At 58.6% G+C, this 25,784-nt stretch carries 22 protein-coding genes, 3 tRNA genes and 2 pseudogenes; 3 read left to right on the forward strand and 24 right to left on the reverse strand.

The window, feature by feature from the left end; translation table 11 throughout:
- Window positions 1-3: 3 nt before the first annotated feature.
- A complete protein-coding gene (locus FW796_RS04410; RefSeq protein WP_346633661.1) occupies window positions 4-795 on the forward strand; it encodes a TatD family hydrolase in 792 nt (263 codons plus the stop codon).
- Window positions 796-813: 18 nt separating this feature from the next.
- Here the strand turns inward: FW796_RS04410 and FW796_RS04415 are convergent.
- From FW796_RS04415 to FW796_RS04435, 5 genes and pseudogenes are all read right to left on the reverse strand, one after another.
- Window positions 814-1,332: pseudogene (locus FW796_RS04415) on the reverse strand (methyl-accepting chemotaxis protein); the annotation flags it as partial.
- Window positions 1,333-1,671: 339 nt separating this feature from the next.
- Window positions 1,672-2,811 (reverse strand): annotated as a pseudogene (locus FW796_RS04420) (HAMP domain-containing protein); the annotation flags it as partial.
- Between the two features lie 187 nt (window positions 2,812-2,998).
- Window positions 2,999-3,835, reverse strand: a complete 837-nt coding sequence (gene ampE / locus FW796_RS04425; RefSeq protein WP_446439060.1) for a regulatory signaling modulator protein AmpE — start codon at window positions 3,833-3,835, stop codon at window positions 2,999-3,001.
- Window positions 3,832-4,392 (reverse strand): 1,6-anhydro-N-acetylmuramyl-L-alanine amidase AmpD, encoded by a 561-nt coding sequence (gene ampD / locus FW796_RS04430; protein ID WP_346633664.1) that lies wholly within the window; start codon window positions 4,390-4,392, stop codon window positions 3,832-3,834. The genes ampE and ampD overlap by 4 nt, the downstream gene beginning before the upstream one ends.
- 63 nt (window positions 4,393-4,455) lie before the next feature.
- Window positions 4,456-6,684: a DUF1631 domain-containing protein gene (locus tag FW796_RS04435; RefSeq protein WP_404938221.1), complete on the reverse strand. Its 2,229-nt coding sequence runs from the start codon at window positions 6,682-6,684 to the stop codon at window positions 4,456-4,458.
- Between the two features lie 363 nt (window positions 6,685-7,047).
- On the opposite strand from FW796_RS04435, the gene nadC reads away from it, so the two are divergent.
- Window positions 7,048-7,896 carry a carboxylating nicotinate-nucleotide diphosphorylase gene (nadC, locus tag FW796_RS04440; RefSeq protein WP_346633666.1) on the forward strand — a complete coding sequence of 283 codons (849 nt, stop codon included), beginning with the start codon at window positions 7,048-7,050 and terminating at the stop codon, window positions 7,894-7,896.
- Window positions 7,897-7,936: 40 nt separating this feature from the next.
- On the opposite strand, the gene FW796_RS04445 is transcribed toward nadC, so the two are convergent.
- From FW796_RS04445 to rlmE, 18 genes are all read right to left on the reverse strand, one after another.
- Entirely contained in the window at window positions 7,937-8,233 is a 297-nt protein-coding gene (locus tag FW796_RS04445; protein WP_185073817.1) for a DUF6388 family protein, read from the reverse strand.
- Window positions 8,234-8,657: 424 nt separating this feature from the next.
- Entirely contained in the window at window positions 8,658-9,179 is a 522-nt protein-coding gene (locus tag FW796_RS04450; RefSeq protein WP_446439061.1) for a hypothetical protein, read from the reverse strand.
- 282 nt (window positions 9,180-9,461) lie between these two features.
- Window positions 9,462-9,537, reverse strand: a tRNA-Thr gene (locus FW796_RS04455).
- A gap of 119 nt (window positions 9,538-9,656) precedes the next feature.
- Window positions 9,657-11,762: a polyribonucleotide nucleotidyltransferase gene (gene pnp / locus FW796_RS04460; protein WP_346633668.1), complete on the reverse strand. Its 2,106-nt coding sequence runs from the start codon at window positions 11,760-11,762 to the stop codon at window positions 9,657-9,659.
- A 197-nt stretch (window positions 11,763-11,959) separates the two neighbouring features.
- Complete coding sequence (rpsO, locus tag FW796_RS04465) at window positions 11,960-12,229, reverse strand: 30S ribosomal protein S15 (RefSeq protein WP_011059205.1); 270 nt, start codon at window positions 12,227-12,229, stop codon at window positions 11,960-11,962.
- 115 nt (window positions 12,230-12,344) lie between these two features.
- Window positions 12,345-13,262: a tRNA pseudouridine(55) synthase TruB gene (truB, locus tag FW796_RS04470; RefSeq protein WP_058438936.1), complete on the reverse strand. Its 918-nt coding sequence runs from the start codon at window positions 13,260-13,262 to the stop codon at window positions 12,345-12,347.
- 3 nt (window positions 13,263-13,265) lie between these two features.
- Window positions 13,266-13,667, reverse strand: a complete 402-nt coding sequence (rbfA, locus tag FW796_RS04475; protein ID WP_016967778.1) for a 30S ribosome-binding factor RbfA — start codon at window positions 13,665-13,667, stop codon at window positions 13,266-13,268.
- A gap of 159 nt (window positions 13,668-13,826) precedes the next feature.
- Window positions 13,827-16,355: a translation initiation factor IF-2 gene (gene infB, locus FW796_RS04480; protein ID WP_346633669.1), complete on the reverse strand. Its 2,529-nt coding sequence runs from the start codon at window positions 16,353-16,355 to the stop codon at window positions 13,827-13,829.
- Between the two features lie 27 nt (window positions 16,356-16,382).
- Window positions 16,383-17,864, reverse strand: coding sequence for a transcription termination factor NusA (nusA, locus tag FW796_RS04485; protein WP_346633670.1), 1,482 nt, complete (start codon window positions 17,862-17,864; stop codon window positions 16,383-16,385).
- A gap of 47 nt (window positions 17,865-17,911) precedes the next feature.
- Window positions 17,912-18,370, reverse strand: coding sequence for a ribosome maturation factor RimP (rimP, locus tag FW796_RS04490; protein ID WP_041120545.1), 459 nt, complete (start codon window positions 18,368-18,370; stop codon window positions 17,912-17,914).
- Between the two features lie 130 nt (window positions 18,371-18,500).
- Window positions 18,501-18,577, reverse strand: a tRNA-Met gene (locus FW796_RS04495).
- A 96-nt stretch (window positions 18,578-18,673) separates the two neighbouring features.
- Window positions 18,674-18,759: transfer RNA gene (locus FW796_RS04500), tRNA-Leu, on the reverse strand.
- Window positions 18,760-18,788: 29 nt separating this feature from the next.
- Entirely contained in the window at window positions 18,789-19,172 is a 384-nt protein-coding gene (gene secG / locus FW796_RS04505) for a preprotein translocase subunit SecG (RefSeq protein WP_015634120.1), read from the reverse strand.
- 4 nt (window positions 19,173-19,176) lie between these two features.
- Window positions 19,177-19,932 carry a triose-phosphate isomerase gene (gene tpiA, locus FW796_RS04510; RefSeq protein ID WP_025131413.1) on the reverse strand — a complete coding sequence of 252 codons (756 nt, stop codon included), beginning with the start codon at window positions 19,930-19,932 and terminating at the stop codon, window positions 19,177-19,179.
- A gap of 66 nt (window positions 19,933-19,998) precedes the next feature.
- Window positions 19,999-21,336 carry a phosphoglucosamine mutase gene (gene glmM / locus FW796_RS04515; protein WP_199010586.1) on the reverse strand — a complete coding sequence of 446 codons (1,338 nt, stop codon included), beginning with the start codon at window positions 21,334-21,336 and terminating at the stop codon, window positions 19,999-20,001.
- A 16-nt stretch (window positions 21,337-21,352) separates the two neighbouring features.
- Window positions 21,353-22,204 carry a dihydropteroate synthase gene (gene folP, locus FW796_RS04520; RefSeq protein WP_446439062.1) on the reverse strand — a complete coding sequence of 284 codons (852 nt, stop codon included), beginning with the start codon at window positions 22,202-22,204 and terminating at the stop codon, window positions 21,353-21,355.
- 8 nt (window positions 22,205-22,212) lie between these two features.
- Window positions 22,213-24,117 carry an ATP-dependent zinc metalloprotease FtsH gene (gene ftsH, locus FW796_RS04525; RefSeq protein ID WP_060837486.1) on the reverse strand — a complete coding sequence of 635 codons (1,905 nt, stop codon included), beginning with the start codon at window positions 24,115-24,117 and terminating at the stop codon, window positions 22,213-22,215.
- Between the two features lie 201 nt (window positions 24,118-24,318).
- On the reverse strand, window positions 24,319-24,948 hold the full coding sequence (rlmE, locus tag FW796_RS04530; RefSeq protein ID WP_047283886.1) for a 23S rRNA (uridine(2552)-2'-O)-methyltransferase RlmE: 630 nt from the start codon (window positions 24,946-24,948) through the stop codon (window positions 24,319-24,321).
- Window positions 24,949-25,052: 104 nt separating this feature from the next.
- Between rlmE and FW796_RS04535 the strand changes: the two genes are divergently transcribed.
- Window positions 25,053-25,361 carry a YhbY family RNA-binding protein gene (locus tag FW796_RS04535; RefSeq protein WP_102861082.1) on the forward strand — a complete coding sequence of 103 codons (309 nt, stop codon included), beginning with the start codon at window positions 25,053-25,055 and terminating at the stop codon, window positions 25,359-25,361.
- A 12-nt stretch (window positions 25,362-25,373) separates the two neighbouring features.
- Here the strand turns inward: FW796_RS04535 and FW796_RS04540 are convergent, their stop codons facing one another.
- Window positions 25,374-25,778, reverse strand: coding sequence for an MFS transporter (locus FW796_RS04540; RefSeq protein ID WP_346633741.1), 405 nt, complete (start codon window positions 25,776-25,778; stop codon window positions 25,374-25,376).
- Window positions 25,779-25,784 lie beyond the last annotated feature (6 nt).

Raw genomic sequence — 25,784 nt, forward strand, 5'->3', positions numbered from 1 at the left:
ACCGTGGAGCTGATCGACACCCACACCCATCTGGATTTTCCGGATTTCGACAATGACCGTGAGGCGCTGCTGGCCGACAGCCGCGCCCGGGGCGTCTCGCGAATGGTGGTGTTGGGGGTCTATCAGGCCAATTGGCAGCGCGTCTGGGATCTGGTGCAGTGCGACCCACAGTTATACGCCGCCTTTGGCCTGCACCCGGTCTATCTGGACGATCATCAGCCCGCCGACCTCAAGCAACTGGGGGACTGGTTGACGCGACTGGCGGGGCATCCGCAGCTATGCGCGGTGGGCGAAATCGGCCTGGATTACTTTCTGGCGCAACTGGACCGCGAACGCCAGCAGTCGCTGTTCGAAGCGCAGTTGCAACTGGCAGCCGATTTCCAGCTGCCCGCCCTGCTCCATGTGCGGCGTAGCCATGCGGCGGTGATCGCCACCTTGAAGGCGTTCAAACTCAAGCGTGGCGGGATCATCCACGCCTTTGCCGGCAGCCGCGAGGAAGCCCGGGAATACATCAAGCTGGGGTTCAAGCTGGGCCTGGGCGGCGCCGCTACCTGGCCTCAGGCATTGCGCTTGCGCAAGGTCCTCGCCGACCTGCCCCTGGAGTCCCTGGTGCTGGAGACCGACTCGCCGGACATGGCGCCCGCCATGTTTCCCGGCCAGCGCAACAGCCCGCAGCATTTACCGGCGATCTGCACCGCCCTGGCAGACATCATCGGCATCGCTCCCGAGCAACTGGCCAGCGCCAGCACCCGCAATGCCTGCGAGCTGTTCGGCTGGCCCTCAAGCGCGCCATAACGATCGCCCCCTCCCCGGTCAGACGCGAAACGCACCAATCAGCTGTTTCAACTGCACTACCTGGGCCGACAGCTGGCGGCTGGCATCCTCGGTCTGGTGCGCGCCCTCGGCGGTGCGTTCACCGGCACGATTGATCTCGACAATGTTCTGGTCGATGTCGTGAGCCACCGCCGTCTGCTGCTCCACGGCGGCGGCGATCTGTTGGTTCTGGTCGACGATCATGCCCACCGCGCCCAGGATATTTTCCAAGGCCTGCTGAACCTTTTCCGACTGGTCGACCGTGCCATTGGCCATGGCGTGACTGCTGCCCATGGCCTTGACCGCCGCGCTGACGCCGCCGTGGAGCTTGCCGATCATCTCCTCGATTTCTTCGGTGGATTGCTGAGTCCGCTTGGCCAGGGTCCGCACTTCATCGGCCACCACGGCAAAGCCCCTGCCTTGCTCGCCGGCGCGGGCGGCCTCGATGGCGGCATTCAGGGCCAGCAGGTTGGTCTGTTCGGCAATGCTCTTGATCACCTCCAGCACCCGACTGATGGCCTGGCTGTCGCTGGCCAACTGGTTGATCACCAGCACCGACTGATCGATCTCGCTGGCGAGCCGGGCAATGCTGCCCTGCTGGGACTCCACCAGACCGCGGCCACTGATGGTTTCATCATTGACGCTATGGGCGCTGCTGACCGCCGCCGCCGCGCTGCGAGCCACTTCCTGGGAGGTGGCGGACATCTGGTTCATGGCCGTGGCCACTTGTTCGATCTGGCTGCGCTGGCCGGCCACGGCCTGGTTGCTCTGGGCCGAGACGCTTTCCACTTGCCCGGCCTGGCGCTCGACTTCGCTGACGGTGTGGCCGACCCGTTCGATCAGGTCGTGGATCTTGCGCACTGTGCCGTTGAACACGCTGCCCAGTTCTCCCAACTCATCGCGGCTGTGGGCGGTGAAGGTGACGGTCATGTCCCCCGCCGCCACCTTGTCCATCATCGCTCCCAGACGCCGCAAGGTGGTGCGGGTCGACGCATAGAAACCGCCATACAGATAGACGATCGAGAGGAACACCAGGGCCAGGGCCGCCACCAGCAGCACCATGTGGCTACGGTTCTGCTCCAGGCGTTTTTGCAACTCGATGTCGAGGAACTTCAAGGTGCCTTCGTTGAGTTGATAGGTCTGTGCCATCAGGCTGCTGATCTGGTCGTAGAAACCCTGCCAGGGCGCGTCCAGGGTATCGGCCATCACCACCTGCTCTTCGAACAGTTCGCTGGCCTGCTTGAGGCTGCCTTTGCTGGCACTGGCGAGGCTGTCCAGCGCGTCGTGGGCGGCGCGGCTGGAGCCCAGCGCATCCTGCAGCTTGAGCCCGTACTCGGCCTGAAGCTTTTCGATCTGCACCAGCAGTTCATCGAAACGGGTGCTGGATGAAGAGTTGAGAAAGCCCTGGCCCAGGGAATAGGCGCCCATGGCCCGACCTTCTCCGAGGGTCTGGGTGACTTGCGGGGTGATGCTGGTGATCAGGTCGCTGAGCTGGCGGATGTCACCCTGGCCGTCGCGGCTGAGGCCCGACTGGCTGGCGATGATCTGACTGAACAGCTGCGCGCTGCCCAGAAGCTTGCCGATCAGCCCGCTTTTGTTCAGCAGCGAACTTTCCACCTGCTGGGCCTTGAAGGCCGCCACCAGCTCATCGCGCTTGGCATTGAACACCTCGACCTGCTGGGGATCGACGGTGACAGCCTGAAGAGCCTGCATGCGCTCGAGCACGGACTTTTCCAGGGCGACTATCTTGCCCTCCAGATCCCCGGCCTTGCCGGACTGACCGAGGCTGGCGTTGATTTGCACCAGATTGTTGAGGGTCTCCAGGTCCCGGCGCAGGCTCAGGCTACTGCCCAGCAAGTCGAGGCTTTGCAGCTCGACCCGGGTGCCCTGGAACTCCCGGTAGGAGTCGCGCACCAGATAGAAGTTGGTCACCAGCATGGGTAGAAAGAACAGCACGCTGATCAGACTGAACTTCATGCCGAAGCTCAGGCGATTCATCAGCGCGACAGCGGGATAGAGCAAGCTCTTCACAAGGAAGTCTCCCTTTTCTTTTATTGTTATGGGCAGGCAGGCGAAGGCAGCAGAAAGCCACTATTCGGCGCTCCGTCTGTATAGCTCAATTCCGGGGGAGGTTTTGTAACTTAAAGTTAACCGCTAGCGCGGCATCCAGGGGACCCTCGCCACGTCAGACAAGAACGGTCCATAGGGCAAAACCGGCGTACCAGAGCACGGCCGCCCGCAGCAGCAGCTCCCAGATGCGGTCCAGGCTGTTGATACCTTCGGGCCCGGTCAAAGGAGGAGGAATTTCAGCGGCCACCAGGCCGACCTTCTCCACCAGTTGCGCAGCGCTGATGTGCCAATTGAGCAATTCGTGGAGCATCACCCGGCTCACGGCAACAAAGTTGCCCACCAGCGCGAAGCTCGCCGCCAGCAGGCGCACCGGCAACCAGTCGAAGGCATGGCGCAACTGCGCCGCACGCTCCACCAGGGCAGGGTTCTTGCCGTTGTCCGCAGCCAGGGCCAGCAAGCGATAGCTCAAGGCAGCCACCGGACCCAGCAGGAAATACCAGAAAATCACCGCGAAGAAGCTCTGGAAGGCCTGCCATAGCAGGTAGCCCTGGACCCGCTCCAGCAGTTGCTCGCCACTGTCGGCGCCAATGTTCAGATCACGCTTGGCCACATGCACCGCCGCTTGCAGGTCCTCACGGCGCCAGGCATCGCGAAACGGTCCGAGGCCACCGAGCAAGTCGCCGCGGCCCAGGGCGTAGATCACCACCAGCAAATGCACCGGTAGGGCCAGCAGCCCGTAGGTGACAGGTTCCAGCACCAGCAGCAAAAGACCGAGCAAGGCCACCGGCAGCAACACCAGCACCAGCAACAGCCACCATGGATGCCCCGCCAGACGCGGGCTGGCCTCCAGGCGCGCCAACTCCTTCAGCCACCAGCCATCGCGCTGCACCCGCTGACGCAAGGCCGAGAACTTCTCGATCCACACCGCCAGCAGCAACACCAGAAAACTCATTGTCCTTCCCCCTTCTCCAAGGCGGCACGATAGCGTGCCCAATCGAAAGCCTGGCCCGGGTCGGTCTTGCGCCCGGGGGCGATGTCGCTATGACCACAAATCCGTTGTGGTGTGATGGCGCAGAAAGCCGCCTGTAATTGTTCGGTCAGGGCACTCAGGGAGCGGTACTGGGCGTCGGTGAAAGGCAGTTCGTCAGTGCCCTCCAGTTCGATGCCCAGGGAAAAGTCGTTGCACGTGTCCCGCCCCTCGAAGCTCGACACTCCCGCGTGCCAGGCCCGGTCCAGACAAGAGACAAACTGGGTGACCGCGCCGTCACGCTCGATCAGAAAATGCGCGGACACGCGCAAGTCGGCGATCCCGGAAAAATAAGGATGCTCTGTGACATCAAGGCGATTCTGAAAGAATTCCTGCACCTTGCCGGTGCCGAACTGCCCCGGCGGCAGACTGATGTTATGAATCACCAACAGGGAGATCTCGCCTGCCGGGCGTTCATTGAAATTGACTGACGGGCAGTGCCGTACGCCGTGACACCAACCCGTGGCAGGGTCCAGCCGCATACCGACTCCTTCAACTAAAGCCTTGAGTGGCCCAGTATGCCGCGTTACCCCCTCGGGTTGCGATCACTTGCCGTGATTGAGTCGCTGCAGATTGCCGATCACCGATTCCAGGGCTCGGTCGAACAGCAAGGTATCGTCCAGCGCCCGCACCGAGCCACGCTGAAACTCCAGGGCCAGGCCCATGCGCGTACGCTCCAGGACCTTCATCCCGGTGCGGTTGACGAATACGTACTTGGCCACGGGATGGGGGACAATCGCCGCCAGTTTGCAGCGCAGGGTATTGTCCTCGTCCTCTTGAAACTCGACCCAGGCCCCCAAGCGCAGCTGCTCCACTTGCAGCACGCTGGGGTCATTCGCCGGCAGGACCAGAGGCGCTGCTTCCAGGGGGCCTTCTTCGGCGCTGGGCAGGACGATCTCCTGGGCCACCACTATCAGGTCGGTATGCTCGGCCTCCAGGGTCACCACTCGCTGTTGCGGTGCCAGGGCTTCACGCTCGAATGCCTGCAGATGCAGAAGCTCCAGTTGGCTGAAGAACTCGCTGGTGGCGAAGGGATCGAAAGCAGCGCCGCTCAAGCCGTCTCGCAGGCCCTTGAGCAGTCCCGGCACCAGGGCCAGCAAGCGCATCGCGGTATCCGGCTGCTCGTGGCGTTGCACACTCCAGATCAGCTCGTTCATGGTCCCCTCGGCGGTGTGCCACTCGGCAGAATCATCACCGTGCTTCAGGCAACTGAGCAACAGCACCTGGCTCCAGGCATCGCGAACAAAATCCACCACTTTCTGCGGCAGCACCTTGCCCAGCAGCGCTTCGTTGAGCGCCTGCTCCACCCGCCGTCTCGCCAGCTCCGCCCTGGCCCGGCCCTCCTCGGCATCCCGGGTACGTTGCTCCAGCAACTCCGCCCGGCGCCGCTCATCGGCGGTGAAGGCAAGAAAGTCTGCCAGCAACTCGGAGAAAATCGCCGGGTCGTCGGTGAATTCGCTCAGCAGGCGCTGCACCACCTGCTCGATACGCAAGTACAGGCTGTCACGCTGATGATCATCGCAGCCGCCCCAGCCCATCGCGGCAGCGGCGATTTCATTGAGCAGGCGCCGCGCCGGGTGGTTGCCGCGACTGAAGAAACTCTTGTCCAGCACCGCCACCTTGAGCATGGGAATCTGCAGGCGTCCGATCAGCGCCTTGAGGGACTCCGGCAGGTTGCGGTCGTCGAGGATGCACTCGAAGAGCATGGCGATCAGGTTGATCACGTCCTCGTCGGCAACATCCACGACCCGGGACTTGCCGCTCTTGACGCTGACCCGGGTGAGCAGTTGTTCCAGCTGATTGCGCAGGTCGAAATCTTCCTGGGCACTGGGGGCCGGCACGTACTGCTGCAAATGGGACAGCAGGCGCATGAGGTCACGGGTCGAAATCGGTTGGGTTTCGGCGCTGGCCTCCAGGGTCGGTGCAACGCTGCCGCGCACATGCAGGAGCAGTGTCTGCAAGGCCGCGAAGACTTCCTGCACGCTCTCGTCGAGCGGGCTCTGGCCCGGCTTGTGCCCACTGCCATCGACGGTGGCGGTCTGGGCTTCAGCCTGGGCTCGATCGGAGGCCCGACGCGCTGGGGCCGGCATCAGCTCTGGCAGGATTCCGGTGGCAATCAACAGCTGATTGGCTTCGCCATAGAGCAGTTCGGCATCGCTGAGCACGTACCGTTCGAACAGCTTGAGGATGATCAACTTGACCTTGATCTCCACCCCCAGGCTGCGTCCGGCCTGGAGGAAGTACTCACAGAGCAGCGCCGGAGCCAGAGGATTTTCCGCATCCGCCAAGCGTCGGCCCAGCAGCACGCCCAGGCGCGCCGTCAGTTGCCCGAGGGCGAAGCCGTCCCGGTTGAGAACCTTGGCCACCATGGCATCCACGGCCACGGTCTTTTCCAGGTCATCCTGGGAAGGGTCAAGAGAAGGGTCGTAAGCCACTGCATGGGGAATGACCAGGGCCGGGTCGTACTGCACCAGACCGGCGAAGGCTTCGAAAAACTTCTCCAGAAAACCGCGTTCGATGCTTTTGCGCTTCAAGCGCAGGTCGCGCATGGCTTCAAACAGGGTGTTCTGCTCAACGTTGTTCTGTGCCCGATCGGCCATCTCGAACAGCGTGTCGTCGGCGTTATCGAACAACTCCTGCAAACCGTGACGCAACTGCTGGGCGGCCTTGTCTCGAACCTGAAGCAGAATCACCGGCAGGCGGGCAAGCGGCGAAGCGGTCGCCTGATCTGTAGCCGCCTTGTGCAAAGGCACTACATTCCCGTCGTTGTGCATCCAAGCCTCCTGGAAAGGTGTTTCTTCGGTTCGAGATCAAGGTTCAGTCAAGCCGACGACGCTCACAGTCGGCTCTCAGCGGAAGCAAATGCATTCCACTGCACTTTATTTAAGGGGGAGCCAAAGATACGTCAAAGCTATGACGTCAATTACAAGTCATATTATCTTGTAAAAGTCCCCTCTTACGCCAGCAGACTCTGTCGCCTATCCGGAAATAACCCTCAGACCAACGAGAAAATTCACTCATACCCATCAGACAAAGCGACGAAAGACAGGTTCGTCAAAGGCTCGCCGACATTTGCCACCTTGGGTTCGCCGATCCCATGCCCCTATAATCGGCGCACTTAGTTTGTGGAGCCCGTTATGCCGAATCTACGCCTCGCCGACCTGACCGCCGAAATAGAAGCCAACGTGCGCCGCGCGTTACTGGAAGACATCGGCAGCGGCGACATCACCGCGCAGTTGATCCCGGCCGAACGTCTGGCCAAAGCCACCATCATCACTCGCGAAGCGGCGGTCATCGCCGGTACGGCCTGGGTGGATGCGGTGTTCCGCCAGCTGGACCCGCGGGTTGCCGTGCACTGGCAAGTGGCTGACGGCGAGCGAGTGGTACCCAACCAGGCGCTGTTCCACTTGGAAGGCCCGGCACGTTCATTGCTCACCGGCGAACGCAGCGCGCTGAACTTCCTGCAACTGCTGTCCGGCGTGGCCACCCGCGCCCAATATCTGGCCGACTTTGTCGCCGATACCCAGGTCAAGCTGCTGGATACCCGCAAGACCCTTCCCGGCCTGCGCCTGGCCCAGAAGTACGCGGTCACCTGCGGTGGCTGCCACAACCACCGCATCGGTCTGTATGACGCCTTCCTGATCAAGGAAAACCACATCGCAGCCTGTGGCGGCATCGCCCAGGCCGTCAGCGCCGCCCACAAGATCGCCCCGGGCAAGCCGGTGGAAGTGGAAGTGGAAAGTCTTGGGGAATTGAAGGAAGCGCTGGCAGCCGGTGCCGACATCATCATGCTCGATGAACTGAGCCTGGACGATATGCGCGAGGCCGTGCGCCTGAATGCCGGCAAGGCCAAGCTGGAAGCCAGCGGGGGAATCAACGAAAGCACCTTGCGCCCGATTGCCGAAACCGGGGTGGACTACATTTCCATCGGTGCCATGACCAAGGATGTGAAAGCCCTGGACCTGTCCATGCGCTTGAGCATCTGATCCATGAAAAACGCCAGCCTGGTTAAGGCTGGCGTCGGGTTCAACTGTCGATCTCGTTGAGCTGCAGATAATCCTCAAGGTCCATGCCCAGCGCTTCAGCAACCTCCTGATGCACTTCCAGGCGCATGGCCTTCAACTCCTCCGGTGTCTCGGCCACCAGATCGAGCACCAGCTCCCACGGCTCGATGCCGCGAGACTCCGCCTCATCCTCAAAGGCCCATTGCGCCTGCTGCTTCTGTTCTTCGGGGCTCAGGGCGTTGATTTCTTCTTGCAAGGAAGGCGTGGCAGCCAGGTACCTTTCAAGCGCTACGTCGATTCTTGCCTCTTTAGGAATCATCTCGTTCTCTCTGATCGTGGGAATGGAAGATGGATCTGGATCGTTGGGATCTCTCTGCCGCAAAAAATCGTTGCAACCGCCGATTTATCTGGCCTTCAGAACCATTCGGGATCATCTGAAAACAGCATGCTGGTACTCAGACAGAAACCGAATATAGGACCTTTGGCCGACGATTTATATGACCTGATGCAGCGATGAGAGAGAAATCGGCGGATTTGCGGACCATCACCAGACACAGACTCGCCAGAAACCTCAGGAAACAAGGTTACGCCCTAGAAAACCAAGATTGGCAACGACAAAGAAAAGCTTACAAACGCCAAGGTAATCACGAAGGCAGGTGAATACCTCATCCCCATGACCTTGGCCTTGGCCTTGGCCTCTGGCGATTGGCTCACGCCGGTTCACAAGAAAGTGCTATTTGCACTCAGCCCGTAGTTGTTCCTTTTCTCAAGCAAACGCCTGCCTTGCCGAGCTCGAAAAATCTTCTTAGATTTTCTAGGATGTCGTACTTCTGAACTGTCCCATTGCTGGCAATATTCATTTCAGCCTTGGTCACCCACAAGTGTCCTTCCTTGCCTTGATTAGGAATAACGGAGAGCACGATATTAAATCTTCTAGCTTCAGCAGGTGTCGCGGATGCCTTAGGCTCATAGAAGTTAAAAATCAGTTCGTTATCGTCATTGGGTGAGACGCTTTGCGCACTGACAACAGGCAGCCCAGCCTTCGAAGCTGTTGGAAAATTAGCTGAGTACAATACGCCTGTGCCCCGTACATCTTTGGTTATTTCCAAATAATATTGTTCACGATCTTTCGCATTCGCTGGAGTGGTGCATTCTTCGCCCTCCGTTGCAAAGTACTGTCCCTCAAACTCATACGAAGGGGCTTTCTCACAGGCTGCAAGGGCCAGAGACACTATTCCGATTAACGCCAACTTCCACTTCTTCACGCTGAACACTCCATGATTCCCGGGCGTCATTATGGGCAATACCGCTCAATCAACAACAAACTACAGCACTGCCTACTGAATAGAACAGCAGCATCTAAAACTTCCAGAACAAGCCACAGAGACTTTCAATAAGGACTTATGGATACAACCGACGAACTCAAAACAAGTTAAACCTGCCTACCGGCATTTCTTAGAGAAGTATCTTTCGAGGGCACTCATTCAGCGCTAGGCGGACTTTGCTGGAGGGGCCGTACATTCGCAAACCGCTCAAAACTCGATATCTGGTGCCGGAGACAGGAATCGAACCTGCGACCTTCGCGTTACGAGTGCGCTGCTCTACCGACTGAGCTACACCGGCGTGGGCTAAAAACTAGCACCCGCGCCTTGGGCCGGCAACCGAGAGGCTGTTATCGCAGATAGCAAAACGCCCCGAACCAGTCGGGGCGCTTGCTTGTTCAGCGTAAGGCTAAAGGGTGATTAAACGCCCGAAGCCTTGGCTGCTGCCACGTCTTTGATGGACAGCTTGATACGGCCGCGGTTGTCCACGTCCAGTACCAGCACTTCCACTTCCTGACCTTCTTTCAGAATGTCGGTGACTTTCTCAACGCGAGCGTCGCTCAGCATGGAGATGTGCACCAGACCGTCCTTGCCCGGCAGGATGTTGACGAAGGCGCCGAAGTCGACGATGCGCTCAACCTTGCCGACGTAGATCTTGCCGATCTCGGCTTCCGCGGTGATGCCCAGAACGCGCTGACGCGCGGCCTCTGCAGCTTCCTTGGTTTCGCCGAAGATCTTGATCGAACCGTCGTCTTCGATATCGATCGAAGCCTTGGTTTCTTCACAGATCGCACGAATGGTGGCGCCGCCTTTACCGATGACATCACGGATTTTGTCGGTGTCGATCTTCATCGCGATCATGGTCGGTGCGTTGGCCGACAGTTCGGTACGGGACTGCCCGATGATCTGGTTCATCTGACCGAGGATGTTCAGGCGAGCTTCCAGGGCTTGGCCCAGGGCGATCTCCATGATTTCTTCGGTGATGCCCTTGATCTTGATGTCCATCTGCAGCGCGGTGACGCCTTTGGCGGTACCGGCTACCTTGAAGTCCATGTCGCCCAGGTGGTCTTCGTCACCCAGGATGTCGGTCAGGACGGCGAACTTCTCGCCTTCTTTAACCAGGCCCATGGCGATACCGGCAACCGGTGCCTTCATCGGTACACCAGCGTCCATCAGCGCCAGGGAAGCACCGCAAACGGAGGCCATGGAGCTGGAACCGTTGGATTCGGTGATTTCCGATACTACGCGGATGGTGTAAGGGAACACGTCAGCGGCTGGCAGCATGGCCTGGACCGAACGACGAGCCAGACGGCCGTGACCGATTTCACGACGACCAGCGCCGCCCATGCGACCACACTCGCCCACCGAGAACGGAGGGAAGTTGTAGTGCAGCATGAAGGGGTCTTTCTTCTCGCCTTCCAGGGTGTCCAGCAGCTGTGCGTCACGGGCAGTACCCAGGGTCGCAACCACCAGGGCCTGAGTTTCGCCGCGGGTGAACAGGGCCGAACCGTGAGTCTTGGGCAGTACGCCGACTTCGATGTTCAGCGGACGTACGGTGCGGGTGTCGCGGCCGTCGATACGTGGCTTGCCGTTGACGATGTTTTCGCGAACGGTGCGGTATTCGATCTCGCCGAAAGCGGCTTTAACGTCGGCAGCGGAAGGCTGGCCTTCTTCACCGGAGAGCTTGGCGACCACCTGGTCTTTCAGCTCGCCCAGGCGAGCGTAACGGTCAGCCTTGACGGTGATGGTGTAAGCCTGGGAGATGGCTTCGCCGAACTCGGCACGGATAGCACCCAGCAGTTCGGTGGCTTCTGGAGCAGCAGCCCAGTCCCAGGTAGGTTTGGCAGCTTCGGCAGCCAGCTCTTTGACAGCCTTGATCACCGACTGGAATTCATCGTGGGCGAACAGTACAGCGCCCAGCATTTGGTCTTCGGTCAGCTCTTTGGCTTCCGATTCAACCATCAGGACGGCTTCTTCGGTACCGGCCACGACCATGTCCAGACTGGATGCCTGAAGCTGCTCGTAGGTCGGGTTCAGCAGGTAGCCGGTGCTTTCGTGGAAAGCCACACGAGCGGCGCCGATCGGGCCGTCGAAAGGAATGCCGGAAATGGCCAGGGCAGCCGAGGTACCGATCATCGCAGCGATGTCCGGATCGGTCTTCTTGCTGGTGGAAACCACGGTGCAGACAACCTGCACTTCGTTCATGAAGCCTTCTGGGAACAGAGGGCGGATCGGACGGTCGATCAGACGCGAGGTCAGGGTTTCTTTCTCGGAAGGACGGCCTTCGCGCTTGAAGAAACCGCCAGGGATCTTACCGGCAGCGTAAGTCTTTTCCTGGTAGTGCACAGACAGAGGGAAGAAGCCCTTGCCTGGATCCGCTTGCTTGGCGCCAACCACGGTCACCAATACGCTGACGTCGTCGTCAACGGTGACCAATACTGCGCCGGAGGCTTGACGGGCGATACGGCCAGTCTCGAGGGTTACGGTCGACTGACCGAACTGGAATTTTTTGATTACCGGGTTCACGGTGTCCTACCTTCTTTGTGGCTCTTGGGGAAACTTGCTTCTTGCGAAATTCTTGGGCAATGCGGGGAATCGGCCCAGCCTTTATTGTCCAGGTAAAACAGTGCAGCAGATAAAACTTGAGGCTGGAAGCCTGCCATACGCCGGCGGAAAAACCGCTGACGCATGGCAAACAACCAACCTCATAGCGCAATCGCTGATTAGCGACGCAGACCCAGACGACCGATCAGGGTGCTGTAACGGCTCAGGTCTTTGCCTTTCAGGTAGTCCAGCAGCTTACGACGCTGGTTTACCATGCGGATCAGGCCACGACGGGAGTGGTGGTCTTTACCGTTGGCTTTGAAGTGACCTTGCAGTTTGTTGATGTTGGCGGTCAGCAGTGCAACTTGCACTTCTGGCGAACCAGTGTCACCAACAGCTTGCTGGTAGTCGGTTACGATCTGAGCTTTTTCTTCAACGCTGAGTGCCATGTGGGCAATCCTTATATCAGGAAACTGTTCAAGAACAGTTTCAACAGGCCAGGGACAAATCCCTGTATCTATAAATGAGTAGTGACCGTGCCTGTTAACAGCCACCCTCGTCCGGTCATTCTGACCGAATCAGTCGACGCGGCGCGATGCGCCCGTCTTCGCTCACTTCACCGATACCGATGAAGCGACCGTTGTGATCCTGTACCCGCACCATGCCGAACTTCGGTGCATCCGGGGCACGTACCGGCTGGCCATTGAGCCAGTAGAACGCGCTGTGCTCCGAGAACTGCAGCAGCGGCCAATCCAGCAAGCCGCTGTCCGATGGCATCAGGAAGCGGTCAACCGCTTCGTTGCCGCCTTCGGCGTGCACTGCTTCCAGCTCTTCCAGAGTGACCGTCTGGGCCAGGCTGAAAGGTCCGGCCTGGGTCCGCCGCAGTTCTGCAACGTAAGCACCACAGCCGAGTTTTTCACCGATATCTTCCACCAGGGTACGGATATAGGTGCCTTTGCTGCAGTCCACCGCCAGGCGGGCAGTGTCGCCTTCGCAGGCGAGTAATTCCAAGCGCGCAATAGTAACAGAACGCGGTTCGCGCTCCACCACTTCCCCTGCACGAGCCAGTTTGTAGAGTGGCTGGCCATCACGCTTGAGGGCGGAGTACATCGGCGGTATCTGTTTGATTTCGCCACGAAATTCCGGCAATACCGCTTCGATATCGGCACGACCAACGGTCACTTCGCGGGTCTGCAAAACTTCGCCTTCAGCGTCCGCAGTGGTGGTGGTCTTGCCCAACTGCGCCAGGGTTTCGTAACCCTTGTCGGAGTCGAGCAGGTATTGCGAAAACTTGGTGGCCTCGCCGAAGCACAGCGGCAGGACGCCAGTGGCCAACGGATCGAGACTGCCGGTGTGACCGGCCTTCTCGGCATTGAGCAACCAGCGGACCTTCTGTAGGGCCGCGTTAGAGGTGAAGCCCAGCGGCTTGTCCAGAAGGATGATGCCGCTGACGTTACGACGGATACGCTTGACCTGAGCCACCGCTTACTCCTTGGCGTCTTCAGGGGCAGGCGCGTCGCCATGCTGGCTGTCTTCAGCCACGGCACGCTCGATCAGGGCCGACAGGTGCGCCCCGCGGGCCACGCTTTCGTCGTAATGGAAGTGCAGTTGCGGCACGCTGCGCAGCTTCATTTCCTTGGCCAGTTGCATGCGCAGGAAACCTGCCGCCGAGTTCAGCACCTTGATGCTCTGGGCGATCTCTTCGGCGTTTTCCTGGCCCATCACGGTGATGAATATCTTCGCATGACCGACATCGCGGCTGACTTCCACGGCGGTGATAGTCACCAGGCCGACGCGTGGATCTTTGACTTCGCGACGGATCAGCTGCGCCAGTTCGCGCTGCATCTGATCACCGATACGTTGGGTACGGCTGTATTCTTTTGCCATGTCTTGTTACCTGTTACTGCCTCACGGCGAAAGCCGTGTGGTCTGAAAGCGGCAAACGCCCGGCCTGGCAGGAGCCAGACCGGGCGTTGCGTTTAGAGGCCGCTGGCGATGCCGTGCATGGACATGCTACGGGCCACCAGGGCTCTTGAAGTGCGCGAGTTAGAGGCTGCGAGCAACCTGGACCTTCTCGAAGACTTCGATCTTGTCACCGACTTTGACGTCGTTGTAGCTCTTCACGCCGATACCGCATTCCATGCCGGCACGTACTTCGGAAGCGTCATCCTTGAAGCGGCGCAGGGATTCCAGCTCGCCTTCGAAGATAACGATGTCTTCACGCAGTACACGGATTGGACGGTTACGGTGCACGACACCTTCGATGACCATGCAACCGGCAATCGCGCCAAACTTCGGCGAGCGGAACACGTCGCGAACTTCGGCAACACCCAGGATGTTCTCCCGAACGTCGCTGCCCAACATACCGGTCAGGGCTTTCTTGACGTCTTCGATGATGTCGTAGATCACGTTGTAGTAACGCATATCCAGACCTTCCTGCTCGACGATCTTCCGTGCGCCGGCATCAGCACGCACATTGAAGCCGAACAGTACAGCGTTGGAGGCCAGTGCCAGGTTGGCGTCGCTCTCGGTGATACCACCGACGCCGCCGCCCACTACACGCACTTGCACTTCGTCGTTGCCCAGGCCGTTCAGAGCGCCTTGCAGAGCTTCCAACGAACCACGGACGTCGGATTTGAGGACGATGTTCAGCGTCTTCTTCTCTTCCTGGCCCATGCTTTCGAAGATGTTTTCCAGCTTGCCGGCGTGAGCACGGGCCAGCTTGACTTCGCGGAACTTGCCTTGACGGAACAGAGCCACTTCACGGGCTTTCTTCTCGTCGGCCACTACGCTCATCTCATCGCCAGCGTCCGGAGTACCGTCCAGGCCGAGGATCTCGACCGGGATGGAAGGACCGGCTTCCTTGATTGGCTTGCCGTTCTCATCGAGCATGGCGCGCACGCGGCCATAGTTCGAGCCGACCAGTACCATGTCGCCTTGACGCAGGGTACCGTCTTGAACCAGCACGGTCGCTACCGGGCCACGGCCCTTGTCGAGACGGGATTCCACCACGACACCACGACCTGGGGCCGAAGGAGTCGCCTTGAGTTCCAGTACTTCAGCCTGCAGCAGGACGGCTTCCAGCAGGTCGTCGACGCCGGTACCCATTTTCGCGGAAACCGGTACGAACGGAGTATCGCCACCCCAATCTTCCGAGGTCACGCCGTGAACCGAGAGTTCACTGCGGATACGGTCCAGATCGGCGCCTGGCTTATCGATCTTGTTCACGGCGACTACCAGCGGTACGCCGGCTGCCTGTGCGTGCTGAACGGCTTCAATGGTCTGCGGCATCACGCCGTCGTCCGCTGCAACCACCAGGATCACGATGTCGGTAGCCTTGGCACCACGGGCACGCATGGCGGTAAACGCGGCGTGACCAGGGGTGTCGAGGAAGGTGACCATGCCACGCTCGGTTTCTACGTGGTAGGCACCGATGTGCTGTGTAATACCACCAGCTTCGCCCGCGGCGACTTTGGCGCGACGAATGTAGTCCAGCAGCGAGGTCTTACCGTGGTCAACGTGGCCCATTACAGTCACGACCGGCGCACGGGCAACCGCTTCACCTTCGAACTTCAGGGACTCGGCCAGGGAATCTTCCAAGGCGGTGTCGCTGACCAGGGTCACTTTGTGGCCCAGTTCTTCAGCAACCAGCTGGGCAGTTTCCTGATCCAGAACCTGGTTGATGGTGGCTGGAGTGCCCAGCTTGAACATGAACTTGATGATTTCAGCAGCCTTGACCGACATCTGCTGGGCGAGATCGCCAACAGTGATGGTCTCACCGATCTTCACTTCACGCACGACAGGGCCGGTTGGGCTCTGGAAACCGTGAGCGTTGCGTTTCTTCAGCTTGGCCTTGCCGCGACCACCACGACGGAAGCCATCGCTTTCTTCGTCGGTGGTACGTGGGGCAACGCGCGGCGCAGGCGCCTTCTCCTTGACCGAAGCACGATGCGGAGCGTTTTTGCGCTCACCATCGCCACTGCCGCGACGATTGTTATCGTCTGCACGTGGTTTGTCCGGACGGCGCTGCTCGTCTTTCTTGCGCACGTCAGCCACAGGAGCCGGAGCGGCTACCGGGGCGTCTTGCACAGGCTCGGCGGCAACTGGCGCAGAAGCCGGGGCTGCAACCGCGTCAGCGACTGCAGTTTCGGCAACTGGAGCAGGCTGGCGACGCGCTTCTTCTTCGGCGCGACGCTTGGCTTCTTCTTCAGCCTTCTGACGGGCAGCATTTTCTACTGCGCGACGTTCTTCCAGTTCGCGTTGACGCTCGGCTTCGATTTCTTCCGGGCTGCGCTGCACGAAGACTTTCTTCTTGCGCACTTCAACGCTGATGCTCTTGCTGCCAGCGACACGCAGGGTGCTGGTGGTCTTGCGCTGCAAAGTAATTTTGCGTGGTTCTTCCACTTTCGCCTTGTGGCTGCTTTTCAGATGAGTCAGCAACGACTGCTTCTCACTGTCGCTCACATGTTCCTCGGCGGCGGTGTGCGGCAGACCTGCCTCACGCATCTGCTGCAGCAGGCGCTCTACCGGTGTTTTGACCTCATCGGCCAGTTGTTTCACCGTGACTTGCGTCATGCACTTCTCTCCTCAGGCCGCGCCTAATTACTCGAACCAGTGGGCTCGGGCGGCCATGATCAACTTGCCGGCACGATCATCGTCAATGCCGTCGATGTCGAGCAGGTCGTCAATAGACTGCTCGGCCAGGTCTTCGCGGGTAATTACGCCGCGCACCGCCAGTTCCATCGCCAAATCCTTGTCCATACCCTCAAGCGAGAGCAGGTCTTCGGCCGGATGGGCGTCTGCCAGCTTTTCCTCAGTAGCGATGGCTTTAGTCAACAAGCGATCCTTGGCCCGAGCGCGAAGCTCGTTGACGATGTCTTCGTCAAAGCCGTCGATGTTGAGCATTTCTTCCAGCGGTACGTAGGCAATCTCTTCCAGGCTGGTGAAGCCTTCATCTACCAGCACCTGTGCCAGTTCTTCATCAACTTCCAGCTCGTCGATGAAATTGCGCAGGATGTCGCCGGTTTCTGCTTGCTGCTTGGCCTGGATGTCCGATTCGGTCATCACGTTCAGGGTCCAGCCAGTCAATTGGCTAGCCAGACGCACGTTCTGACCACCGCGACCGATGGCCTGAGCCAGATTGTCTGCGCCAACGGCGATGTCCATGGCATGGGCATCTTCGTCAACGATAATTGCCGCGACTTCAGCCGGCGACATGGCGTTGATCACGAACTGCGCAGGATTCTCGTCCCACAGGACGATGTCCACACGCTCGCCACCCAACTCGCCGGAGACGGCCTGGACGCGCGAACCGCGCATACCAATGCACGCGCCTTGCGGGTCGATGCGCTTGTCTTTGGAGCGGACTGCGATCTTGGCGCGCGAACCCGGATCACGGGAGGCGGCCATTACTTCGATCAGGCCTTCGGCAATTTCCGGCACTTCGATACGGAACAGCTCGATCAGCATTTCCGGTGCGGTACGCGACAGGATCAGCTGCGGGCCGCGGTTCTCGGTGCGGATTTCCTTGAGCAGCGCACGCAGACGCACGCCAACCCGGAAAGTCTCACGGGAGATGATGTCTTCACGGGCCAACAACGCTTCAGCGTTGTTACCCAGATCAACGATCACGTTGTCACGTGTCACTTTTTTCACGGTGCCGGAGATGATTTCTCCCAGGCGCTCGCGATAGGCATCAACCACCTGTGCGCGCTCGGCTTCGCGAACTTTCTGCACGATGACCTGCTTGGCAGTCTGTGCAGCGATGCGGCCGAACTCGATGGATTCGATTTTTTCTTCGATCACATCACCGACTTTGGCTTCGGGATGAGTCTCGTGGGCCTTGCTCGGCCAGGTTTCCACCGCTGGATCATCCAGATCGGCTTCTTCGACCACCGTCCAGCGACGGAAAGTCTCGTAGGAACCGGTGTGGCGATTGATTTCCACACGCAGGTCCACTTCGTCTTCAAAACGCTTTTTGGTAGCAGTGGCCAGGGCCAGCTCCAGCGCTTCAAAAATCACGCTTGCCGGTACACCCTTTTCATTGGATACCGACTCAACAACCAGCAGTACTTCTTTGCTCATCGTACGCCTCGCCTTTCGCAAGCCATTGGATCCGCGGGATCCGCGTCTCAGTCAAAACTGGGAATAATGTTGGCCTTGTCGATCATATCGATCGGCAACAGGAACTCATGGTCATCCACCTGCACCACGACGTCCTGTTCCTCCACCCCGCGGAGAAGGCCCTGAAAATTACGCCGACCTTCGAAGGGCGAGCGCAGCTTGATCTTCACTTGCTCACCGACATACTTGGCGAACTGCTCAAGAGTGAACAGTGGGCGTTCCATGCCAGGAGAGGAAACTTCAAGGGTGTACTCAACGGAGATCGGATCTTCTACGTCGAGAACACCGCTGATCTGACGGCTGACGATGGCGCAATCGTCCACCAGCACACCGCCTTCTTTATCGATATAAACGCGCAACAATGAGTGGCGACCCTGAGCCGAAAACTCAATACCCCAGCATTCATAGCCAAGGGCCACGACCACCGGGGCCAACAAGGCCTGCAACTGTTCTAGCTTGCTCGACACCTGAACCCCCTCGTGCATGCTTGTGCAAATAAAAAATGGGCGAAGCGCCCATCCCGGAAACGCCGTTGAATAGCGGCGTTATAAAGTGTCCAGCTAACAAAAAGCCCCTGAAAAGGGGCTCCGCTAAAACTGGTTGCGGGGGCCGGATTTGAACCGACGACCTTCGGGTTATGAGCCCGACGAGCTACCAGACTGCTCCACCCCGCGACAAAGCTGGGGCGGAAGTATACGACTGATCCCTTTTTGGGTCAATGTAACCTTCCACCTACAAGAAAGCCCGCAACAGCGGGCTCTCCTGATAATTGGTACCGAGAAGGGGACTCGAACCCCTACACCCTATGGGCACAACCACCTCAAGGTTGCGTGTCTACCAATTCCACCACCTCGGCATAGACTACGTTACTGCGTGAAACTCTTCTTACTTCTGCTCTGGAGCTGGAGGTACGTCAGTCGCACTATTGGCCGACTTTTGCTCTTGGAGCACCGGGACATCATCAGAAGCCGGTTTTTGCTTTGGTACTTCAAGCACTGCTGGATCTGGCAAACCTACTTGAGTCAGCTGATGAGCTTTCTCTTTAGCAAAGTAACCTAACCCCAAGCTGGTTATGAAGAAACCGGCGGCAAGTATAGCAGTAAACTTACTAAGAAAGGTAGAGGAACCTTGGCTTCCGAACACAGTATTTGAAGCACCTGCACCGAAAGACGCGCCAGCATCCGCACCTTTACCCTGCTGCAGCAAAACCAGAGCAACTACGCCCAGGGCACCCAGCAGATGAAAAACGACTACGACTGTTTCCAGCATTTTTTCAGTTTCCCGCGGCGCGACAGATCGCACCGAACTCATCTGCATTCAGGGAAGCTCCACCAATGAGCCCCCCATCGATATCCGGCATGCCGAACAGTTCGACCGCATTGGCCGCCTTCACGCTGCCGCCGTATAGAAGCCGCACTCCTCGTGCCACTTCAGAATTCTCTGCCGCCAACTGCGCGCGGATGGCTGCGTGCACATCCTGCGCTTGTTGCGGCGTTGCAGTCAGCCCGGTACCAATGGCCCAGACCGGCTCGTAAGCGATAACAGCATTGGCGAACGCGCCAACACCCAACTCCTCGATAATGCTGCCCAGCTGACGCCCGACAACCTCTAGAGTCTTCCCAGCTTCGCGCTGCTCCAGGGTTTCCCCTACACACAGAATCGGCTTCAAACCACAAGCCTGTGCCGCCGCGAACTTGCGGTTGAGAGTCGCGTCCCGCTCGCCCATTATCAGGCGGCGTTCGGAGTGCCCAACCAGCACCAGGGAACAACCTGCGTCCACCAATTGACTCGGGGCGATCTCGCCCGTCAACGCACCTTGCATGGATTCCACCGCAGAATTCTGCGCGCCGACCGAAATCGACTTACCTTTCAAGCCATCAATCACTTGATTGATATACAAGCAAGGCGGGAAAACCGCGACATCAACACCGCTTGGCAAGGCCAGATGACGAAGGCCATTGATCAGCTCAGCGACGCTGGCGCGGGTACCGTGCATCTTCCAGTTACCAGCTACCATAGGGCGACGCATGCTGTACCTCGTCGGTCAAAGTGGGCGCAGATGTTACCCAACCAAAACAACACTGGCAAGCCGAAATCAGGCAGAAACTTCAGCAACCAGTTTTGCCAGCTCATCAGCATAAGCGCGAACCTGTGCTTCATCGTCACCTTCGACCATAACACGCACCAAAGGCTCGGTACCGGACTTGCGCAGCAGAACCCGTCCACGCCCCGCCATCGCAGCAGTGACACGCTCACAGGCCTCTTTCACGGCAGGATGCTCAACCGGGTTATCCCCCCCGGCAAAGCGAACATTGACCAGCACCTGAGGACACTTGCGCAGCCCCTGGCGTGACTGGGCCAGGCTTTCACCACGCGCCTTGAGCGCCATCAGCACCTGCAATGCTGCAATGATCGCATCACCCGTCGTGGCATGCCGGAAGCACACAATGTGCCCGGAGTTTTCCCCCCCCACCAACCAGTTACGCTCCAGCAGTTCGGCAATCACATAACGATCACCTACATTGGCCCGGACAAAAGGAATGCCCAGATCCGCCAGAGCCAGCTCCAGCCCCAAATTGCTCATAAGCGTCCCGACCACACCGCCTTGCAACTTGTCACGCTCATGCAGATCCCGGGCAATGATGAACAGCAGTTCATCACCGTCAACAATTGCACCGGTCTGGTCGACCATCAGCACCCGGTCACCATCGCCATCAAAGGCAATACCCAGATCCGCGTGCTCGGCCAGGACCGCCGCTTGCAATTGCGACATATGAGTCGAACCGCAGTTCTCGTTGATGTTCAAGCCATTAGGCTGCGCAGACAGAACCGTGACTTGTGCGCCCAACTCGCGGAATACACTCGGCGCGACCTTATAGGTGGCACCATGAGCGCAGTCCAGGACGACCTTCAAGCCGGCAAAACTGGTGCTCGATGGCACGCTGCTCTTGCAGAACTCAATGTAGCGCCCTGATGCGTCGTTGATCCGCGACACCTTGCCGAGCTTGCTCGACTCCACCACGGTCATCGGTGCATCCAGCAACTCTTCGATCATCAACTCCACCTCGTCAGGCAGCTTGGTGCCCTCACCCGAGAAGAACTTGATGCCGTTGTCATCATGGGGATTGTGCGAAGCACTGATGACAATCCCGGCCTCCGCATGGAAAGTGCGCGTCAGATAGGCGATCGCCGGAGTCGGCATCGGCCCCAGCAGCATTACATCCGCACCGGCCGCGGACAGTCCTGCCTCAAGAGCTGACTCGAACATGTACCCAGAGATACGCGTGTCCTTGCCTACCAACACGCGGCAGGCACCCATGCTGCGAAAGGCCATGCCAGCCGCCCAACCGAGCTTGAGCATGAAATCGGGAGTAATCGGGAATTCGCCCACACGACCACGAATGCCGTCGGTGCCAAAGTATTTCTTAGTCATAAGTACTCCATCGTTCTTATTCGGCGGATTCCACTGCCGCAATCATTCGCACAACGTCCACTGTCTCGGCGACATCATGAACGCGGATAATTTTCGCCCCCTTGGTCACCGCCAATGCCGCGAGCGCCAGACTGCCGTGCAATCGCTCAGCCACAGGTCGATTCAAGGTTTGGCCAACCATGCTTTTGCGCGAAACCCCAACCAGAAGGGGGCGCCCAAGGGCATGCAGGGCTTCCATATGCTTGAACAGGCTCAAATTGTGCTGCAGGGTCTTGGCAAAGCCAAAGCCCGGGTCGAGAACAATCCGTTCAGCGCCAATCCCGACGGCCGCACACGCCACCATTCGCTCGGCCAAAAAGATACCCACTTCCTGAGTGACATTCTGGTAATGCGGATTGTCCTGCATATCGCCCGGCTCCCCGAGCATATGCATCAGACACACCGGCAAGCCTGTGGCAGCTGCTGCATCCAGAGCGCCATCACGGCGCAATGCACGCACATCGTTAATCAGCCCCGCCCCCAGACGTGCAGTTTCGCGCATCACTGCCGGGGTTGAGGTATCAACGGAAATAACCACGTCCAGTTCGCGATGAATTCGCTCGACGACAGGGGCAACGCGCTCCAGCTCCTCCAGCGGCGATACCGCCCGGGCACCTGGCCGAGTTGACTCGCCGCCGATATCGATCAGCGTAGCACCGGCGGCAACCATGGCCTCGGCATGTCGCAAAGCGACATCCAACTGGCTGAAGCGACCGCCATCGGAAAAGGAGTCGGGGGTTACATTCAAGATGCCCATGACATGCGCACGGGCCAAATCAAGAACCCGGTTGCCGCAAGGCAACCGGGTGGAGGAAGGAACAGAAGTCATTTAAAACCTTAGTGGTCGGCAGCAGGGCCGCCGATGGGTGTTTCCGGACGTTCGTTTTGCACTACTGGAGGAGTAGTACCCGAACCGCCCTCCCAATCACGAGGTTCACGCGGAGTACGCCCCGCCATGATGTCGTCAATCTGATCGGCATCGATGGTTTCGTACTTCATCAAGGCGTCCGCCATGGCGTCCAGCTTGTCACGGTTGTCCGTAAGGATCTGTTTGGCAGTGCCGTAGCACTGGTCAATGATACTGCGCACTTCAGAGTCGATCAGTTTCGCTGTTTCGGCGGACAAGCTGGCATGCTGGCTGCCTGCACTGCGACCCAGGAATACTTCGCCCTCTTCTTCCGCATACATCAGCGGACCGAGTTTTTCGGAGAGCCCCCACTTGGTGACCATGTTCCGAGCAATCTGGCTGGCGCGCATGATGTCGTTGGATGCACCGGTGGTCACACCGTCAAAGCCCAGCGTCATCTCCTCTGCGATACGGCCACCATAGAGCGAGCAGATCTGGCTGATCAGGGCTCGCTTGGACAGGCTGTAGCGATCTTCTTCCGGCAGGAACATGGTGACGCCCAATGCCCGACCGCGAGGGATGATCGAGACTTTGTAGACCGGATCATGCTCAGGCACGACTCGACCGACAATGGCGTGGCCGGCTTCGTGATAAGCGGTGTTCTGCTTTTCTTTCTCGGACATGACCATGGATTTGCGCTCTGCGCCCATCATGATCTTGTCCTTGGCCAGTTCAAATTCCTTCATTTCGACAATACGCTTACCGGTACGAGCCGCGAACAGCGAGGCCTCGTTCACCAGGTTTGCCAAGTCGGCACCGGAGAAACCCGGTGTACCACGCGCGATCACTGCCGGGGCAACATCCTCGCCCATCGGCACTTTGCGCATGTGAACCTTGAGAATCTGCTCGCGACCGCGAATATCCGGCAGGCCAACCACCACCTGGCGGTCGAAACGACCGGGACGCAGCAGCGCTGGGTCGAGCACGTCAGGACGGTTAGTGGCGGCGATAACAATGATGCCATCGTTCATTTCAAAGCCGTCCATCTCAACCAGCAATTGGTTGAGGGTCTGCTCACGCTCATCATGACCGCCGCCCATGCCGGCGCCACGGTGACGACCGACAGCGTCGATCTCATCGATGAAAATGATGCATGGAGCATGTTTCTTGGCCTGTTCGAACATGTCGCGAACGCGGCTGGCACCGACACCAACGAACATCTCGACGAAGTCGGAACCGGAAATAGTGAAGAACGGCACCTTGGCTTCGCCCGCAATGGCCTTGGCCAGCAAGGTCTTACCAGTACCCGGCGGGCCTACCATCAGCACGCCGCGAGGAATGCGACCACCCAGACGCTGGAACTTGCCTGGATCACGCAGGAATTCCACCAACTCGCCAACTTCCTCTTTGGCCTCGTCACAACCAGCAACGTCAGCCAGAGTGGTTTTCACCTGATCTTCAGAGAGCAGACGCGCCTTGCTCTTGCCAAAGCTCATCGGCCCACCCTTGCCACCTGCGCCACCTTGCATTTGCCGCATGAAGAACATGAAGACTGCAATGATCACCAGGATCGGGAAGCTGGCCACCAACAATTGGGTCCAGATACTTTGCTGCTCAGGCTGCTTGCCTTCGACCACGACATGGTTGTCCACCAAATCGCCGATCAGGCCATTGTCCTGAATGGCAGGACGAATGGTTTTGAAGCTGTCGCCATCGTTGCGCTTGCCGGTAATAACGTAGCCATCAACAGCTACGCGCTCGACCTTGCCATCCTTAACTTGCTGGATGAAGTCGGAGTAGTTGAGGGTTTGCGGCTCGTTAGGGCTGGAGAAGTTGTTCATCACCGTCACAAGGACGGCAGCGATGATCAACCAAAGGATCAGATTCTTTGCCATGTCGTTCAATTAACTACCCTCTGAAGCAAGCTCCGCTACTGGCGCGCGCTTCGCATGATATTCACCGGCCTAACTTACTACATTACCTACAGCTCTGGCAGGCGCTGTCTGTAACCCTATGTGAAACTTAGACTACACAATATGCGTTTAATCTGACGGGGCGAAATACGAAAATCCTATCACCCCAGTCAAAATCCTTACTTACTCACTGCGACCACGGAAGCCACGCCCCAGCAGGTATTGCTCCCGAGAACGGTCACGGGACGATGTCGGTTTGCGCATCTGCACCTTCTCGAACATCTGCCGAACGCTCTTGTGGTACTCATCAAATCCTTCACCTTGGAAGATCTTGATAAGAAAATCACCACCTGGACGTAATACTCGACCCGCAAGATCCAGCGCCAATTCGCACAGGAACATCGCACGAGGCATGTCCACGGCCGCTAATCCACTCATATTGGGGGCCATATCGGAAATCACAAGGTCAACCTCTGAATTTCCGACTGCTTCGAGAATCTGTGCCAGCACCGCATCCTCGGTGAAGTCCCCTTGAATAAAGGTCACATCGGGAATGCTGTCCATTTCCAGGATATCCGAGGCGATCAATCGCCCTTGACCACCAATCAGACGACTGGTCACCTGCGACCAGCCTCCCGGGGCAGCCCCCAGGTCAATAACACTCATGCCAGGACGGATAAGGCGGTCCTTTTCCTGGATCTCCAGCAGCTTGTAGCTGGCACGGGAACGATACCCATCTTTTTGCGCCATTTTGACGAATGGGTCGTTGAAGTGCTCTTTCAGCCAGTTATGGCTAGTTTTGGAACGGGCCACGGGCCACCTCAAAATAAAACGGGTCGTGATTAACTGGGCGGTCCCGGACTCGCTCGGGTAAACTGGCCGCCGCTTTTTACAAGATCAGACGCAGGGGTCAGATTATGCCGCTCACTCAAGAGCAGAAGAAACAGTACAAATCCATTGGCCACCATCTGAAACCAGTATTGACTGTGGCTGACAACGGTTTGACCGAAGGTGTGCTAGCCGAACTTGAACGCGCCTTGAGCGATCACGAGCTGATCAAGATCAAGCTCAACATCCTCGAGCGCGAATCGCGCCTGGAAGCCATTGCCGAACTGTGCAAGGCCGGCAAAGCGGATCTGGTGCAGGTCATCGGCAAGATGGCGCTGATCTACCGCAAGAACGCCAAGGTAAACAAGCAATTGTCGAACGTCCATCGTTTCAACTGACGCCGACTCGGGTCAAGGGTGTGCCTGGCGCACCCTTCCACCCCATCCTGGCACCGGCTGCAGCACCAGTATCAAGCCGGAAAAGCCCAGAACCAGATAGCTGAACAACTGCCAGCGTTGAGCTTCCGGCAACAGAATTCGTACAGTGAAATACATCCCGCACGCATACATTGCCATCAACAGCAGTTGCCCTCGAACATCACGCCAAAGACTTCTCAGCCCTTCGGACTGAATCAGTACCAGCGCCTGCAGAACCAGGCACGCCGCCGAAAAGCCCACCAACAACGCACTGAGCAGCATCGAAATCTCTTCGATGAGCAAGGGGGCGAGGCCAATCTGGCTCAGAGCGGGAAGCAAGCCAAGATGCAATAACCACAAGCCGCCGACCCACAACATCTGGGTCAGTTGCCAAAGCATGGCGCC

The organism is Pseudomonas sp. 910_21, from assembly GCF_052850735.1.

Bases quoted from the DNA above. Each gene is read 5' to 3' on its own strand.
- secG (WP_015634120.1), bottom strand. From the start codon at position 19,172: ATGCTGGAAACAGTCGTAGTCGTTTTTCATCTGCTGGGTGCCCTGGGC.
- ftsH (WP_060837486.1), bottom strand. From the start codon at position 24,117: ATGGCAAAGAATCTGATCCTTTGGTTGATCATCGCTGCCGTCCTTGTG.
- folP (WP_446439062.1), bottom strand. From the start codon at position 22,204: ATGACTTCTGTTCCTTCCTCCACCCGGTTGCCTTGCGGCAACCGGGTT.
- tpiA (WP_025131413.1), bottom strand. From the start codon at position 19,932: ATGCGTCGCCCTATGGTAGCTGGTAACTGGAAGATGCACGGTACCCGC.
- nadC (WP_346633666.1), top strand. From the start codon at position 7,048: ATGCCGAATCTACGCCTCGCCGACCTGACCGCCGAAATAGAAGCCAAC.
- rbfA (WP_016967778.1), bottom strand. From the start codon at position 13,667: ATGGCAAAAGAATACAGCCGTACCCAACGTATCGGTGATCAGATGCAG.
- FW796_RS04445 (WP_185073817.1), bottom strand. From the start codon at position 8,233: ATGATTCCTAAAGAGGCAAGAATCGACGTAGCGCTTGAAAGGTACCTG.
- FW796_RS04435 (WP_404938221.1), bottom strand. From the start codon at position 6,684: ATGCACAACGACGGGAATGTAGTGCCTTTGCACAAGGCGGCTACAGAT.
- nusA (WP_346633670.1), bottom strand. From the start codon at position 17,864: ATGAGCAAAGAAGTACTGCTGGTTGTTGAGTCGGTATCCAATGAAAAG.
- ampE (WP_446439060.1), bottom strand. From the start codon at position 3,835: ATGAGTTTTCTGGTGTTGCTGCTGGCGGTGTGGATCGAGAAGTTCTCG.
- glmM (WP_199010586.1), bottom strand. From the start codon at position 21,336: ATGACTAAGAAATACTTTGGCACCGACGGCATTCGTGGTCGTGTGGGC.
- ampD (WP_346633664.1), bottom strand. From the start codon at position 4,392: ATGCGGCTGGACCCTGCCACGGGTTGGTGTCACGGCGTACGGCACTGC.
- infB (WP_346633669.1), bottom strand. From the start codon at position 16,355: ATGACGCAAGTCACGGTGAAACAACTGGCCGATGAGGTCAAAACACCG.
- rpsO (WP_011059205.1), bottom strand. From the start codon at position 12,229: ATGGCACTCAGCGTTGAAGAAAAAGCTCAGATCGTAACCGACTACCAG.
- FW796_RS04535 (WP_102861082.1), top strand. From the start codon at position 25,053: ATGCCGCTCACTCAAGAGCAGAAGAAACAGTACAAATCCATTGGCCAC.
- FW796_RS04540 (WP_346633741.1), bottom strand. From the start codon at position 25,778: ATGCTTTGGCAACTGACCCAGATGTTGTGGGTCGGCGGCTTGTGGTTA.